General features: G+C 71.5%; 16 protein-coding genes. 13 read left to right on the top strand and 3 right to left on the bottom strand.

All coding sequences use genetic code 11. The features are described from left to right. Nucleotides 1-132 precede the first annotated feature (132 nt). The 7 genes from ACIBCK_RS21015 (at nt 133) to ACIBCK_RS20985 (ending at nt 6,652) form a co-directional block, all read left to right on the top strand. Nucleotides 133-1,335 (top strand): ParA family protein, encoded by a 1,203-nt coding sequence (locus ACIBCK_RS21015; RefSeq protein ID WP_399392240.1) that lies wholly within the window; start codon nt 133-135, stop codon nt 1,333-1,335. After that, complete coding sequence (locus ACIBCK_RS21010; RefSeq protein WP_399392238.1) at nt 1,320-1,916, top strand: hypothetical protein; 597 nt, start codon at nt 1,320-1,322, stop codon at nt 1,914-1,916. The genes ACIBCK_RS21015 and ACIBCK_RS21010 overlap by 16 nt, the downstream gene beginning before the upstream one ends. Before the next feature lie 18 nt (nt 1,917-1,934). Beyond that, nucleotides 1,935-2,891, top strand: a complete 957-nt coding sequence (locus ACIBCK_RS21005) for a segregation and condensation protein A (protein ID WP_399392236.1) — start codon at nt 1,935-1,937, stop codon at nt 2,889-2,891. Further along, nucleotides 2,888-3,553, top strand: coding sequence for an SMC-Scp complex subunit ScpB (scpB, locus tag ACIBCK_RS21000; protein ID WP_399392234.1), 666 nt, complete (start codon nt 2,888-2,890; stop codon nt 3,551-3,553). The genes ACIBCK_RS21005 and scpB overlap by 4 nt, the downstream gene beginning before the upstream one ends. A gap of 10 nt (nt 3,554-3,563) precedes the next feature. Next, complete coding sequence (locus ACIBCK_RS20995; RefSeq protein WP_399392232.1) at nt 3,564-4,790, top strand: pseudouridine synthase; 1,227 nt, start codon at nt 3,564-3,566, stop codon at nt 4,788-4,790. Between the two features lie 129 nt (nt 4,791-4,919). Beyond that, a complete protein-coding gene (locus ACIBCK_RS20990; RefSeq protein ID WP_399392231.1) occupies nt 4,920-5,648 on the top strand; it encodes an NUDIX hydrolase in 729 nt (242 codons plus the stop codon). Continuing rightward, nucleotides 5,645-6,652 (top strand): ADP-ribosylglycohydrolase family protein, encoded by a 1,008-nt coding sequence (locus tag ACIBCK_RS20985; RefSeq protein ID WP_399392229.1) that lies wholly within the window; start codon nt 5,645-5,647, stop codon nt 6,650-6,652. The genes ACIBCK_RS20990 and ACIBCK_RS20985 overlap by 4 nt, the downstream gene beginning before the upstream one ends. On the opposite strand, the gene ACIBCK_RS20980 is transcribed toward ACIBCK_RS20985, so the two are convergent. Then, entirely contained in the window at nt 6,649-7,188 is a 540-nt protein-coding gene (locus ACIBCK_RS20980) for a DNA polymerase beta superfamily protein (RefSeq protein WP_399392227.1), read from the bottom strand. The genes ACIBCK_RS20985 and ACIBCK_RS20980 overlap by 4 nt on opposite strands. 337 nt (nt 7,189-7,525) lie before the next feature. On the opposite strand from ACIBCK_RS20980, the gene ACIBCK_RS20975 reads away from it, so the two are divergent. The 6 genes from ACIBCK_RS20975 to der all read left to right on the top strand — a co-directional run bounded on the left by ACIBCK_RS20975 (nt 7,526) and on the right by der (nt 12,588). After that, nucleotides 7,526-7,999: a YidB family protein gene (locus tag ACIBCK_RS20975; RefSeq protein ID WP_399392225.1), complete on the top strand. Its 474-nt coding sequence runs from the start codon at nt 7,526-7,528 to the stop codon at nt 7,997-7,999. A gap of 143 nt (nt 8,000-8,142) precedes the next feature. Further along, nucleotides 8,143-8,505: a chorismate mutase gene (gene aroH, locus ACIBCK_RS20970; protein ID WP_367040418.1), complete on the top strand. Its 363-nt coding sequence runs from the start codon at nt 8,143-8,145 to the stop codon at nt 8,503-8,505. Further along, nucleotides 8,502-9,587 carry a prephenate dehydrogenase gene (locus ACIBCK_RS20965; RefSeq protein ID WP_399392223.1) on the top strand — a complete coding sequence of 362 codons (1,086 nt, stop codon included), beginning with the start codon at nt 8,502-8,504 and terminating at the stop codon, nt 9,585-9,587. Before aroH ends, ACIBCK_RS20965 begins: the two co-directional genes overlap by 4 nt. A gap of 112 nt (nt 9,588-9,699) precedes the next feature. Then, nucleotides 9,700-10,401, top strand: coding sequence for a (d)CMP kinase (gene cmk, locus ACIBCK_RS20960; RefSeq protein WP_399392221.1), 702 nt, complete (start codon nt 9,700-9,702; stop codon nt 10,399-10,401). After that, on the top strand, nt 10,359-11,045 hold the full coding sequence (locus ACIBCK_RS20955) for a lysophospholipid acyltransferase family protein (RefSeq protein WP_399392219.1): 687 nt from the start codon (nt 10,359-10,361) through the stop codon (nt 11,043-11,045). Before cmk ends, ACIBCK_RS20955 begins: the two co-directional genes overlap by 43 nt. A gap of 70 nt (nt 11,046-11,115) precedes the next feature. Then, nucleotides 11,116-12,588, top strand: coding sequence for a ribosome biogenesis GTPase Der (der, locus tag ACIBCK_RS20950; RefSeq protein WP_399392217.1), 1,473 nt, complete (start codon nt 11,116-11,118; stop codon nt 12,586-12,588). Nucleotides 12,589-12,679: 91 nt separating this feature from the next. On the opposite strand, the gene ACIBCK_RS20945 is transcribed toward der, so the two are convergent. Next, the gene (locus ACIBCK_RS20945; protein WP_399392216.1) at nt 12,680-12,979 is read right to left on the bottom strand and encodes a hypothetical protein; all 300 of its coding nucleotides are present in this window, start codon (nt 12,977-12,979) and stop codon (nt 12,680-12,682) included. A gap of 181 nt (nt 12,980-13,160) precedes the next feature. After that, entirely contained in the window at nt 13,161-13,967 is an 807-nt protein-coding gene (locus ACIBCK_RS20940; RefSeq protein ID WP_399392214.1) for a hypothetical protein, read from the bottom strand. Nucleotides 13,968-14,475: the final 508 nt, after the last annotated feature.

Here is a 14,475-nt window from a genome sequence, read left to right as displayed (position 1 = left end):
GACACATCGGGCCGGGTCCGGCGGATTGTGTTGCTGCGGACCGGTGACACGCCATAGAGTCGCCAACCGTCGGCATGGTGCCACGCTGACCTATCGAGAAATTTCCTGGTCACCAAGGAGGTAAGACGACTTGTGAATGAGTCGACATTTGCTCCCGGGGGTGGTCAACCAGGAACCTCTGAGCGGGGCCAAGGACCCGTGGGGCTCGAGGCTGTCGGCTCCGTCGCTGTCCGCACCTTCGCAGCCCGCCAGAACCCCCAGCAGGTACAGCCGACGGGGACGACCCAGTCGACATCGTCTGCAACCCAGAGCATGGATGGCCATCACGTGAACGCCATGGCCGGCGACCGGAGTGGCGAGAACACCACCCACACCCAACTCGCCGACTACGAGGAACTGCCCCAGGGGCACTTCTACGACCCTGACGCCGAGTACGAGCCCGATCCCGAGTACGCGGCCACGCTGGCCCCGGACGCGGCCCGTCAGCGCCGTGAGCGCATCGGTCCCACCGGACGCCCGCTGCCGTACTTCCCGATTCCGGGTCCGCTGACCGACCACGGTCCCGCGAAGATCATCGCGATGTGCAACCAGAAGGGCGGCGTGGGCAAGACGACGTCGACCATCAACCTGGGTGCCGCGCTCGCGGAGTACGGACGCCGGGTCCTGCTGGTCGACTTCGACCCGCAGGGCGCCCTCTCGGTGGGCCTCGGGGTGAACCCGATGGAGCTGGACCTGACGGTCTACAACCTGCTCATGGAGCGGGGCATGTCGGCCGACGAGGTGCTGCTGAAGACGGCGGTCCCGAACATGGACCTGCTGCCCAGCAACATCGACCTGTCCGCCGCCGAAGTGCAGTTGGTGAGCGAGGTCGCGCGCGAGTCCACGCTGCAGCGGGCGTTGAAGCCGCTGATGCAGGACTACGACTACATCGTCATCGACTGCCAGCCCTCGCTCGGCCTGCTCACCGTGAACGCCCTGACGGCGGCTCACAAGGTGATCGTGCCGCTCGAGTGCGAGTTCTTCGCGCTGCGCGGTGTGGCCCTGCTCACGGAGACCATCGAGAAGGTCCAGGAACGGCTCAACCCCGACCTGGAGCTCGACGGCATCCTGGCCACCATGTACGACTCCCGCACGGTGCACAGCCGTGAGGTGCTCGCGCGGGTGGTCGAGGCCTTCGACGATCACGTGTACCACACGGTGATCGGACGCACGGTCCGCTTCCCGGAGACCACGGTCGCCGGTGAGCCGATCACGACGTACGCATCGAACTCGGTCGGCGCGGCCGCTTATCGCCAGCTCGCCAGGGAGGTGCTCGCCCGGTGTCACGCCGAGTGAGTCTGCCGGGGGCCGACGAACTGTTCCGTACGACCGGGGGGATGGCGCTGACGTCGTCGTCCCCGCGACGCCAGGCGAACGGCGAGCCGCGGGTGCCCGCGCCCGCGGGCGAGAGCGACGAGACCGCCGCCGGTGACGCACATGGCACCGCTCCGTCGGGAGACGGCGGCGGCGCCGAACACGGCACCGCCGACGCGGAGTCGGGGGAGTCCCGCAGCCGGTCGGCCGGCGCCGATGCCGAGAAGGACGGGCGCCGTTCCGTCCAGGGGCAGGAGGACGCCGCCGCACAGAGTGGCGGCGGCCGGTCCGCGAACTCCTCCTCCACGGCACAGGCGCGGCGACGTGCGCGGGCTGCCAACCGGCGGCCGAGCGGACGCGAGCGGCACGACGAGAAGATCACCGTGTACGTGTCCGCCGAGGAACTGATGGACCTGGAGCACGCGCGTCTGGTGCTGCGGGGCGAGCACGGGCTCGCGGTCGACCGCGGGCGCATCGTCCGCGAGGCGGTGGCCGTCGTCCTCGCGGATCTCGAGTCGCGCGGGGACGCGAGCATTCTCGTACGACGGCTTCGCGGGCGGTAGCGGTAGCGTTCCCGCCTGATGGCCACGACTGACGACTCCGCACCGCCTGCCCCTCGCCGCGCCCTGGGGCGGGGCCCAGGGGCGGCTCCCGCGGAGCCCGAACCGGAGCCTCGGTCGGCCCCCGAGCCGGAACCGGAAGCGCCTCCCGAGCCCGACGACGGGCGGTTCAAGGTCCGGCTCGCCAACTTCGAGGGTCCCTTCGATCTGCTGCTCCAGCTCATCTCGAAGCACAAGATGGACGTCACCGAGGTCGCGCTGTCCACGGTGACCGATGAGTTCATGGCGTACATCCGTGCCATGGGCCCCGACTGGGACCTGGATCAGACCACCGAGTTCCTCGTGGTCGCCGCCACCCTGCTCGACCTCAAGGCGGCCCGTCTGCTGCCGACCGCCGAGGTCGAGGACGAGGCGGATCTCGCGCTGCTCGAAGCGCGGGACCTGCTCTTCGCGCGGCTGCTGCAGTACCGCGCGTACAAGCGGATCGCCGACATCTTCAGCGAGCGGCTCGACGAGGAGGCGCGGCGCTACCCGCGGACCGTCGGCCTGGAGGCCCACCACGCGGAGCTGCTCCCCGAGGTCGTCATCAGCATCGGCGCCGAGGGCTTCGCCCGGCTCGCCGTGAAGGCGATGCAGCCCCGGGCGAAGCCCCAGGTGTACGTCGACCACATCCATGCCCCGCTGGTCTCCGTGCAGGAGCAGGCGGGTCTTGTCGTGGCCCTGCTGCGGGAGCGGGGCCAGGCCAGCTTCCAGGCGCTCGTCGAGGACGCGGGGGACACCCTCACCGTCGTGGCCCGTTTCCTGGCGCTCCTGGAGCTGTACCGCGAGAAGGCCGTGGAGCTGGACCAGGAGACCGCCCTGGGCGAGCTGATGGTGCGGTGGACCGGCGGGGACGGTGACGGGGAGCCGACGGTGACCGACGAGTTCGACCGCGCGCCCGAGGTGACGGGTGAGACGAGTGAGGAGACGGCCACATGAGCCCCGACAGCACGACGAGCCCCGCGGGCGATCTGGCGGGCGCCCTCGCCGATCTGGAGCTGCGGCCCGCCCTGGAGGCCGTCCTCATGGTCGTCGACGAACCGGCCACCGAGGAACACCTCGCCAAGATCCTCGACCGGCCACGGCGGCAGGTCGCCGACGCGGTGCGCGAGCTGGCCGACGAGTACACCGTGCAGAAGCGTGGCTTCGAGCTGCGGCTCGTGGCGGGCGGCTGGCGGTTCTACACCCGGCCCGAGTACGCCGCAGCCGTGGAGCGTTTCGTGCTCGACGGGCAGCAGGCGAGGCTCACCCAGGCGGCCCTGGAGACCCTCGCGGTCGTCGCGTACCGCCAGCCGGTCAGCCGTTCCCGGGTCTCCGCGGTGCGCGGAGTGAACTGTGACGGCGTGATGCGGACGCTTCTCCAGCGGGGTCTGGTGGAGGAGGCGGGCGCGGAACCCGAAACAGGTGCGATCCTGTACAGGACGACGAACTACTTTCTGGAGCGGATGGGCCTGCGTGGCCTTGACGAGCTCCCGGAGCTCGCGCCCTTCCTCCCCGAGGCGGAGGCGATCGAGGCCGAGACGCTGGAGGGTGTTCCGTCGTTCGACCCGGACGCGCCTGATGCGCCGGGTGACGAGTACGCCAAGGGCACGGACGACTAACGGAAATTTGATGCGAAGCAGCAACGGCAGGAACAGCAGCGGAAACAACGGCGGGAGCCGTGGTGGCAACAGCGGCAGCCGTGGCAGCAGCGGTGGACGCCCCAGCGGCGGCGGTCGCGGGAGCGGCGGCGGCCGCCCGACCGGCGGTGGCCGGGGCAGCGGTGGCGGTGGCGGCCGCGATTACCGGGGTTCCGGTAACAGCCCCGACCGGCAGGGTCGCGGCGCCGGTGGCGCGCGCGACGACCAGGCACCCAAGCGCGAGAGCAAGCCTCGTCCCGAGGAGCGTCGCTACGACGTGGGCGGCGACGCCTCCAGGAAGGGTCGCGGCGCGGCTGCTCGTGGTGGCGCCAAGGGCGGCCCCAGGGCGCCTCAGGGCTCCGACCGGGGCACGCGGCGCGGAGCGGGAGCTCCCGCCACGTCCCGTGAGTACGACGCACGGCAGGAAGAGCGCAACCGCGAGCGGTACGCGGGCAAGCCGAAGGCGAGCCCGCCCAAGACCTTCCCGGGCGCCGAGCAGGAGGGCGAGCGGCTGCAGAAGATCCTCGCCCGCGCCGGCTACGGCTCGCGCCGTGCCTGCGAGGAGCTCGTCGAGCAGGCCCGTGTCGAGGTCAACGGCGAGATCGTGATGGAGCAGGGCCTGCGGGTCCAGCCGGAGCGGGACGAGATCAAGGTCGACGGCCTGACGGTCGCGACCCAGTCGTACCAGTTCTTCTCGCTGAACAAGCCCGCCGGTGTCGTCTCCACCATGGAGGACACCGAGGGGCGGCAGTGCCTGGGCGACTACACGAACAACCGCGAGGCGCGGTTGTTCCACGTCGGGCGACTCGACACCGAGACCGAGGGCGTCATCCTGCTCACCAACCACGGTGAGCTGGCCCACCGCCTCACGCACCCGAAGTACGGCGTGAAGAAGGTCTACCTCGCGCACATCGTGGGCCCGATCCCGCGTGACCTGGGCAAGCGGCTCAAGGACGGCATCGAGCTGGAGGACGGGTACGCCCGCGCCGACCACTTCCGCGTCGTCGAGCAGACCGGCAAGAACTACCTGGTCGAGGTGACGCTGCACGAGGGCCGCAAGCACATCGTGCGCCGCATGCTCGCGGAGGCCGGCTTCCCGGTCGACAAGCTGGTGCGGACGTCCTTCGGGCCGATCACGCTCGGCGACCAGAAGTCGGGGTGGCTGCGCAGGCTGTCCAACACCGAGGTCGGCATGCTGATGCAGGAGGTCGACCTCTAGGCCAACCCCTGAGGTCAGCTGAGGCGGCCGGTCCCTGCGGAAGCAGGGACCGGCCGCCTTTTGCGTATTGCCGGTCCGACCCTCCTCCCTTTATAGTCGTACTGACCATTAAGGGAGGGGTGGGGGGTCATGCAGGGCTACGACAAGTACGCCTTCGAACCGTTCGCCGTCACCGTCGACCTCGCCGTCTTCACCGTCCGCGCGGGCCGCCTGCACGCACTGCTCGTGGAGCGCGGCCAGGAGCCGTACGCCGGACGCTGGGCGCTGCCCGGCGGATTCGTGCTGCCGGACGAGTCCGCGGAGACCGCGGCGGGACGCGAGCTCGCCGAGGAGACCGGCCTCACCGGCAGCGCCGGACTCCACCTGGAACAGCTGCGCACCTACAGCGAACCGGACCGCGACCCGCGGATGCGCGTCGTCTCGGTCGCCTTCGCGGCCCTCGTCCCCGATCCGCCCGCGGTCCGCGCCGGCAGTGACGCGGCCCGCGCCGAGTGGCTGCCCCACGGCACTCAGGGGCCGCTCGCCTTCGACCACGACCGGATCCTGGCCGACGCCCATGACCGTGTCTGCGCGAAGTTCGAGTACACCGGCCTCGCCACCGCCTTCTGTCCACCCGAGTTCACGCTCGGCGAGCTGCGGCAGGTCTACGAGACGGTGTGGGGCGCCGAGCTCGACCCGGCCAACTTCCGCCGCAAGGTGCTCGGCACGTCCGGCTTCGTCGAGGCGATCCCCGGTGCCGCGCGCCTGACGGGCGGGCGGGGCAAACCGGCGGCCCTCTACCGGGCGGGCCCGGCCACCGCCCTGCATCCGCCCCTGCTCCGTCCCTCGACCGTTCCCTCGGAAGGAAAGCCCTCATGAAGCGTGCCGCCACCGGATCCCTCATAGGCCTCGCCCTGGGGGACGCGCTCGGCTTCCCGACCGAGTTCAACGACGTGCCGTCGATCCTCGCCAAGTGCGGGCCCTGGCGGGAGATGGGGCTTCCCCGGCCCGCGATCGTCACGGATGACACGCAGATGACGCTGGCGCTCGGCCGCGGCCTGCGTACCGCCATGGACCGAGGACTGCTCGGCCCCAAGCGGCTGGAACGGCCGGTACGCGAGGAGTTCGTGGACTGGTACCAGTCACCGGAGAACAACCGCGCGCCGGGGAACACGTGCCTCGAGGCCTGTTACCTGCTGAAGAGCGGTAAGCCGTGGGAGGAGGCGAGCCAGCTGCACTCCAAGGGCTGCGGCGCCAACATGCGCGTCGCGCCGATCGGGCTCGTCCCGGCTCTGAGCGACGAGCAGCGGGCGGGCGCGGCCCAGTTGCAGTCCGCGCTCACCCACGGCCACCCCACGGCGCTCGCCGCGTCGGACCTCACGGCGCACGCCGTACGGCTGCTCGCGGAGGGCGCCGAGCCGACGGGACTGGTCGGGCTGCTGCGTTCCTACGCCTACGAGAACCGGGAGACGTACCACGGGCGTTGGCTCGGCGAGCTGTGGACGCGGGGTGACGACCCGACGCCGGGGATGTTCATCGCCCGTGGTTGGGACGAATGCCTCGCCGTCCTCGAACGCCTGGAGGCCGCGCTGCGGGACACCAACCCGGAGACGGACCCCTGCCTGGCCACCGGCGCGGGCTGGATCGCCGAAGAGGCGCTCGCCACGGGGCTGCTGTGCTTCCTGCAGTTCGTGGACGAACCCCTCACCGCCCTGCGCAGGGCCGCCTGTACCTCCGGTGACTCCGACTCCATCGCCTGCCTGGCCGGCGCCTTCGCGGGTGCCCACCTGGGCGCGGACGCGTGGCCCGCCGAGTGGGCCGAGCGGATCGAGTACCGGGGGGAGTTGCTGGAGCTGGGGGCGCTCTGGGACGGGGACGCCTAGGCCGCGACTGCCGACGCCCGCCGTACGCGGAACAGGAAGTCCGCCACGCGGTCCTGGTCCGGTTCGGCGGGGAGCGGGGTGCGTGGTGCCGCCTCTTCGGCCTCCGCCGCCAGGCGGCGCATCCAGGACTCGACCTCCCGCCAGGACACCTCGCCGCGCTTGACCGCGAGCAACGGCTCGCGCTGGTCGCCGACATCGAGCGTGAGCTCGCCGGTGCGCAGGAGGTCGCGGCAGCTCGTCAGGAGGCGCAGGAGGTGCATGGCGTGCTTCCAGCGGGGGGCGCCGTGCAGGCGTACGTCCGCCTCCAGCCTCTTGTGCTGGCCGAGCGCGTAGCCGACGAACGTGGTGTGGGCCCGGCGGGAGAGGAAGGCCTCGCGCAAGGCCAGCTCGCAGAAGCGTTCCACCTCCCAGCTGAACTGCTCGTCCGCCGGTCCTTCCACGTGCGTGGGCGGCTTCTCAAAGTGCCAGAAGAGCGGGGTGGGGGCCAGGAAGATGCCCCTGCGGTCGGTGTCGCTGCCGTCCGTGGGGCGGTGCATGCCGGGAGCGTACGGCCGGGGGCTAGCCGCGCGTGATCGAATTTCCGGTGACCTGGATGTTCCGCGGGGCGAGTGGGCGCGGTGCCGGGCCGTCCGCGACCGAGGCGTCCGCCACGCGGTACTTGCTGCCGTGGCAGGCGCAGTTGAACGGCCTCCCCCGAGGCGTGGGCCTTGCCGGCCCCTCCATGCAAGCGGACCCGCGCCCCCGGCGTCCATAGGTGAACGCCCACCAATCGGCCCAAGTGGCGACAGAGGGCGATTCGGGCGACATTGTCATGGTCTGAGGTCCGCGCCCCTCCGAGGCGCCGACCCGGCCACTCACTCGAAAGGCGCGACCATGGCGGGTAACGATCTGGGAAGCCTTCTCGGCGGTCTCCTCGGCGGCGGTCAGGGCGGTCAAGGCGGCTCCGGAGGCGGCAACGTCCTCGGCTCGCTGCTCGGCGGCCTGCTGGGCGGCGGCGCCGGTGGCGCAGGCGGTGCAGCCAGCAGTGGCGGCGGGCAGGGCGGTTCCGCGGGAGGCAACCCGCTGGGCGGCATCCTCGACATGATCAAGAACTCGGGCCTGGTCAGCCAGGACCAGCTGGACTCCTGGGTCGGCAAGGGCGACAACCAGCCGCTGAGCCCGGACCAGGTCAAGCAGTCCGTCCCCGACGAGACCCTGGACAAGGTCGCCACCGACGCGGGCGTCAGCCGCGACGAGGCCGCCGACCAGATCGCCCAGCAGCTGCCCCAGGCCGTCGACAAACTGACCCCGCAGGGGCAGGTACCGACGGGCTCCCTGGAGGACATCATCAAGGAGCAGAAGCTCTGACCCCACGGTGCTCCCCACCCCGGTGAGGCACCCTGAGGCACGCGGCGTCCGTCTCGGCAGGCGGGCGCCGCGCACTCGTCCCCCGGGCCCTGACTACCCTTGTCGGTACATCAGTCGTACGTACGCGAGCGAGGAGCAGCACTGTGGCGGTACGAGCGGTCCGGGGCGCCGTCCAGTTGGAGCGGGACGCGGCCGACCACATGGACGAGCAGGTCAGCGAGCTGCTCACCGCCATCCTTGAACGGAACGCGCTGACTCAGGAGGACCTGATCAGCATCTGGTTCACCGCGACGCCCGACCTGCACAGCGACTTCCCCGCGGCGGCCGCGCGCAGGCTCGGCATCGTGGACGTCCCGCTGATCTGCGCGCAGGAGCTGGAGATCGAGGGAGCCATGCCGCGGGTCGTCCGCGTCCTCGCGCACATCGACTCCCCCAAGCCCCGCGCCGAGATCACCCACGTCTACCTCGGCGCCGCGGCCACCCTGCGCAAGGACATCGCCCAGTGAGAACCGCCCTCGTCATCGGCACCGGCCTGATCGGCACCTCCGCCGCCCTGGCCCTCGCATCGCGCGGCGTGACCGTGCACCTCGCCGACCACGACCCCGGGCAGGCCCGCACGGCCGCCGCGCTCGGCGCGGGCACGGACGAAGCCCCCGAGGGCCGGGTCGACCTGTGCGTCGTCGCCGTGCCGCCCGCGCACGTCGCGGCGACCCTCGCCGACGTCATGCGGCGCGACGTGGCCCGCGGCTACCTCGACGTGGCGAGCGTCAAGGGCGGCCCGCGCCGGGAGCTCGAAGCCCTCGGCATCGACCTCACCCCGTACATCGGCACGCACCCCATGTCCGGGCGCGAGCGCAGCGGCCCGCTTGCCGCCACCGCCGACCTCTTCGAGGGACGGCCCTGGGTCCTGACGCCGACCCGCGACACCGACACCGAGGTCCTCAACCTCGCCCTTGAGCTGGTCGCCCTGTGCCGCGCGGTGCCGGTCGTCATGGACGCCGACGCGCACGACCGTGCGGTCGCGCTCGTCTCGCACATGCCGCACCTGGTCTCCAGCATGGTCGCCGCCCGCCTGGAGAACGCGGAGGAGACGGCGGTGCGCCTGTGCGGACAGGGCATCCGTGACGTCACGCGCATCGCCGCGTCGGACCCGCGGATGTGGATCGACATCCTGTCCGCCAACCCCGGGCCCGTCGCCGACCTGCTGTCCGCCGTCGCCACCGATCTCGACGAGACGGTGACGGCGCTGCGCGCGCTGCAGTCGGCGGACGACGCGAAGCGGCGCGAGGGCGCCTCGGGCGTCGAGAGCGTGCTGCGGCGCGGGAACGCCGGGCAGATCCGGGTGCCGGGCAAGCACGGGTCCGCCCCGACGGCGTACGAGGTCGTCGCGGTGCTCATCGACGACCAGCCGGGGCAGCTGGCCAAGATCTTCGCCGACGCCGACCGGGCCGGGGTGAACATCGAGGACGTCCGTATCGAGCACGCGACAGGGCAGCAGGCGGGCCTCGTGCAGCTCGTCGTGGAGCCCAAGGCGGTCCCGGTGCTCAGCGCCGCGCTGCGGGAGCGGGGCTGGGCGATCCGGCAGTGAAGGCCCGGGGCATCCGGCAGTAAGAGGTGTGCGCGGGAGCCAGTAACCTTGTGCGGGGCGTGTCCGCGCCCCGCTACCCCGCCCCCGCGTCCTGAGAGAGGTTTCGCACCCCGTGGAAACCGTGGAAACCGCCGGTCCGGCGCCCGCAGCAGTGATCGTCGCCATCGACGGGCCCTCCGGCACGGGCAAGTCGAGCACCTCCAAGGCCGTCGCCGCCCAGCTCGGCCTCAGCTACCTGGACACCGGTGCCCAGTACCGCGCGATCACCTGGTGGATGGTGCACAACGGCATCGAGCTGACGGACCCGACCGCCATCGCCGCGGTCGCGGGCAAGCCCGAGATCATCTCCGGCACCGACCCGCTCGCCCCGACCATCACGGTCGACGGCACGGACGTCGCGGGGCCGATCCGCACCACCGAGGTCACCTCGAAGGTCAGCGCCGTCAGCGCCGTCCCCGAGGTGCGCGCCCGCATCACGGAGCTGCAGCGCACCATCGCCGCCTCCGCCGAGAAGGGCATCGTCGTCGAGGGGCGTGACATCGGCACGACCGTCCTGCCCGACGCCGACCTGAAGATCTTCCTCACGGCCTCGCCCGAGGCCCGCGCCGCCCGCCGCAGCGGCGAGCTCAAGGGCGCCGACGTCGCCGCCACGCGTGAGGCGCTCATCAAGCGGGACGCCGCCGACTCGAGCCGCAAGACGTCCCCGCTGGCCAAGGCCGGCAACGCCGTCGAGGTGGACACCACCGAGCTCACGCTGCAGCAGGTCATCGAGTGCGTCGTCACCCTCGTCGAGGAGAAGCGGGCGGCGAAGTGACCGCGGCGCCGTCGGAACGGGGTGCGGAGGTCGGCCGCCGCATCGGCGTCGGCCTCATGTACGGCCTGTGGAAGCCCCGCGTCCTCGGCGCCTGGAAGGTTCCCGTGAGCGGCCCGGTGATCCTGGCCGTGAACCACTCCCACAACGTCGACGGCCCGATGGTGATGGGCACGGCCCCCAGGCCGACGCACTTCCTCATCAAGAAGGAAGCGTTCATCGGCCCCCTGGACCGCTTCCTGCTCGGCATCGGGCAGGTGAAGGTGGACCGTGAGATCGCCGACCGCACGGCGATCACCCGGGCGCTCGGCGTACTCGACCATGGCGGCGTCCTCGGGATCTTCCCCGAGGGCACCCGGGGCGAGGGAGACTTCGCATCGCTGCGCGCCGGCCTCGCGTACTTCGCCGTACGGAGCGGGGCGCCGATCGTCCCGGTCGCTGTTCTGGGAAGCACGGAGAAGCGCGGACGGTTGTTGAAGGGGCTGCCCCCGCTGCGCAGCAGGGTCGACGTCGTCTTCGGCGACCCCTTCGAAGCGGGCGACGACAGCGGTCGGCGTACGCGCAAGGCGCTTGACGAGGCGACCGTGCGCATCCAGGAGCGGCTCACCGCGCACCTGGCGGACGCCAGGCGCCTGACCGGGCGCTGAGCGAGACTTTCAGTAGTGGGCGCCTCCGAGGCGGGCCACCGATCACGAATACGACAGAGGTACGGACTTCATGAACGACCAGATCCAGCCCGAAGGCTCGGCTGAACACGAGCACGGGGCGCTTGGCGACGCCGAGTACGCGGAGTTCATGGAGCTCGCCGCGGAGGAAGGCTTTGATCCCGAGGACGTCGAGGGTGCGATCGACGCGGCGGGCCACGGCCCGCTGCCCGCCCTCGCGGTGATCGGCCGCCCGAATGTCGGCAAGTCGACCCTCGTCAACCGCATCATCGGCCGCCGCGAGGCCGTCGTCGAGGACCGCCCCGGCGTGACCCGCGACCGCGTGACGTACGAGGCCGAGTGGGCGGGCCGCCGCTTCAAGCTCGTCGACACCGGCGGCTGGGAGCAGGACGTCCTCGGTATCGACGCGTCCGTGGCCGCCCAGGCGGAGTACGCGATCGAGGCCGCCGACGCGGTCGTCTTCGTCGTGGACGCCACGACCGGCGCCACCGACACGGACGAAGCCGTCGTACGCCTCCTGCGCAAGTCCGGCAAGCCCGTCGTCCTGTGCGCCAACAAGGTCGACGGCCCTTCCGGCGAGGCCGACGCCACCGCCCTGTGGGCGCTCGGCCTCGGCGAGCCGTACCCCGTCTCCGCACTGCACGGCCGCGGCACCGGCGACATGCTGGACGCCGTGCTCGAAGCGCTGCCCGAGGCGCCCGAGCAGTCCTTCGGCACCGCCATCGGCGGCCCGCGGCGCATCGCGCTCATCGGCCGGCCGAACGTCGGCAAGTCCTCGCTGCTCAACAAGGTGGCGAACGAGAACCGTGTGGTCGTCAACGAGATCGCGGGCACCACCCGTGACCCGGTCGACGAACTCATCGAACTCGGCGGCGTCGTCTGGAAGTTCGTGGACACCGCGGGCATCCGCAAGCGCGTCCACCTCCAGCAGGGCGCCGACTACTACGCGTCGCTGCGCACGGCCGCCGCCGTCGAGAAGGCGGAGGTCGCGGTCATCCTGATCGACGCCAGCGAGTCGATCAGCGTCCAGGACCAGCGCATCGTGACGATGGCCGTCGAGGCGGGCCGCGCCATCGTCGTCGCGTACAACAAGTGGGACGCCCTCGACGAGGAGCGCCGTTACTACCTGGAGCGGGAGATCGAGACCGAGCTCCTCCAGGTCGCGTGGGCCCCCCGCGTCAACGTCTCCGCCGAGACCGGCCGCCACATGGAGAAGCTCGTCCCGGCGATCGAGACGGCACTCGCGGGCTGGGAGACGCGCGTCCCGACGGGCCGCCTGAACGCCTTCCTCGGTGAGCTCGTGGCCTCCCACCCGCACCCGATCCGCGGTGGCAAGCAGCCCCGCATCCTCTTCGGCACGCAGGCGGGCACGAAGCCGCCGCGGTTCGTGCTGTTCTCCTCCGGCTTCATCGAGCACGGCTACCGCCGCTTCGTGGAGCGCAGGCTCCGTGAGGAGTTCGGCTTCGAGGGCACGCCGATCCACATCTCGGTGCGGGTGCGCGAGAAGCGCGGCCGCAAGAAGTAGGCACGGAGGGACCGATGGGCCGGGCCCCGCCTTCGAGGAGAAGGCGGGGCCCGGCCCATCGGCGTGGGGCGCCGGTGGCGCGGGTGTTGGCTCAGAGCCCCCTGCGCGGCCCCGGCGGAAGTGCCGCGGGGAACTGCTGGTGCACCGTGCCGTGCTGCTCGTGGCCGTAGCGGGTGACGTGCAGCTGGCCGAAGGTGTTGTGCCGGGGGTCGTGCCGGTCACCGACACGGTGCATGCCGTAGGGCGAGCTGCCGAACGACATGAACCCCAGATCCTCCTCGCCGGTCCGGTCTCCCGGAAGGGCCTTGAACGACCTGCGGTACTCCGAGTAGAGCGCGTCGTAGATCGGTGTGGCCGAGTGGTCGCCCCCCGTGTCCTGCGGTGAACGCATGGAGGGGATGGGGGTCTGGTAGGCCGGCCGGGGGCGGGAGGGGTCGTATGTGTGCACGTATGTGCCAACGACCCCGTGCTCCTACGGATGCGGGGGCCGCGCCGCTTTCACGGGGCGCCGGGAGCGTGACCGGCGCAGTCGTGCCGCGGAGCGGGGCGGCGGCGCGGCCCCCGCACGGGGCTCAGGTGCCCGCGAGCGGCATTGATGCCGCGACGAGCCGGCCGTGCGTCGCCGCCTTGTCCAGGGCGTCGCGCAGCAGGTCCTCGCGGGGCTGGCGGCCGATGGAGCCGACCGGGCCCGCGAACAGGAGCACCATCTGGAGCTTGTTCGCCGCGGACCGCCAGGCCTCGGTGACCTGGAGCGGGTGGTGCGCCTGCCACCAGGCGACGGGGGCGCCGCCGCCCGCGCCGGGCTGGAGCACGGCGTGCAGCTGGCCCGCGGCGAGCAGCACCGACCAGCCGTGCAGCACGGGGGGCACGGTGTCGAGCGAGGCCGCGGGTGTGAAGCCCTGCTCGACCAGGAGCTGCAGGAAGTCGTCGCCGCCGCCGGGAGCGGAACCCGGGCGCGCGATGGCGCCGGTCGGCTCGACGACGAGGGCGGGCCGCAGCTCACCCTCGATGAGTACGAGACCGCTGGTCACGCCGAGGACCGCCTGGTCGGGCACTCCTTCGCCGGGGCCGGGTCCCGCGACACCGGCGAGGCCGGTGCCCTCCTCACCGGTGATGGAGCGCACGGCACCCTGGAGCTGCTCCTCGGAGACCTGGACGATCTGGGAGGGCAGGCAGGTGGCGTGGGCGAAGGCGAGCACGGCGGTCTCGTCGCCGATGAACAGGACCGTGCTGGTGCGTTCCTGCTCCGTGTCGCCCGGGGTTCGGCAGGACGTGCAGTCGTAACTGCCCGGGGCGTTGTCTCCGGCGAGCAGCCGGTCGGCTTCTTCGTCGCCGATCTCGGCGCGTACGTCGTCGCCGACGTCGAGCATGCGCGGCACGGGGGGCTCCTCGGAATCGTTGCGTGCGGACCGGGGGTGCCCGGCTCATAAGGAGACAACGGGCGATCAGTGGCGCAAGTCACGCGCGAAGGCGAACGGAATCGAACCATCCACAGCGGAGGGTGAGTTGCCCGACGGAACCCGTCACTCCGCGCCAATGTCTTCTGGGTATAGGCAAGTTGGGCCGGTGAGGTGAGTCACAGATCGTCGTGACGACAGGTCGACAAATCATGAAATCAGTGAATTAAGTGGCTGGCCTGAATTCGCTGCTACTTCGGGTAACGCCCAACTAGCCTGGAATGACAAGGAGTTGGTTGTTCTCGGGGCGAGCAGGCACCTAGATTCCACCGCCGTGTGCAGCGAGCACCGCTCGGGTACGTCCGCCGGCCGCACCAGGCAGCCAGCTCAAGCACCACGGCACGAACGTGCCGAACTCCGGCGGACGGGGTGAGCGGGCCTCCGGCGTCAGATGCGCGAGGAGGTCCGGGTCACCTGGGGGAGCCCGGGT

Origin of the sequence: Streptomyces sp. NPDC051218, assembly GCF_044455475.1 — a bacterium.
GTDB lineage: Bacteria > Actinomycetota > Actinomycetes > Streptomycetales > Streptomycetaceae > Streptomyces.
Note: the sequence above shows the minus strand (reverse complement) of the source record. Positions and strands in the feature narration are given on the sequence as shown.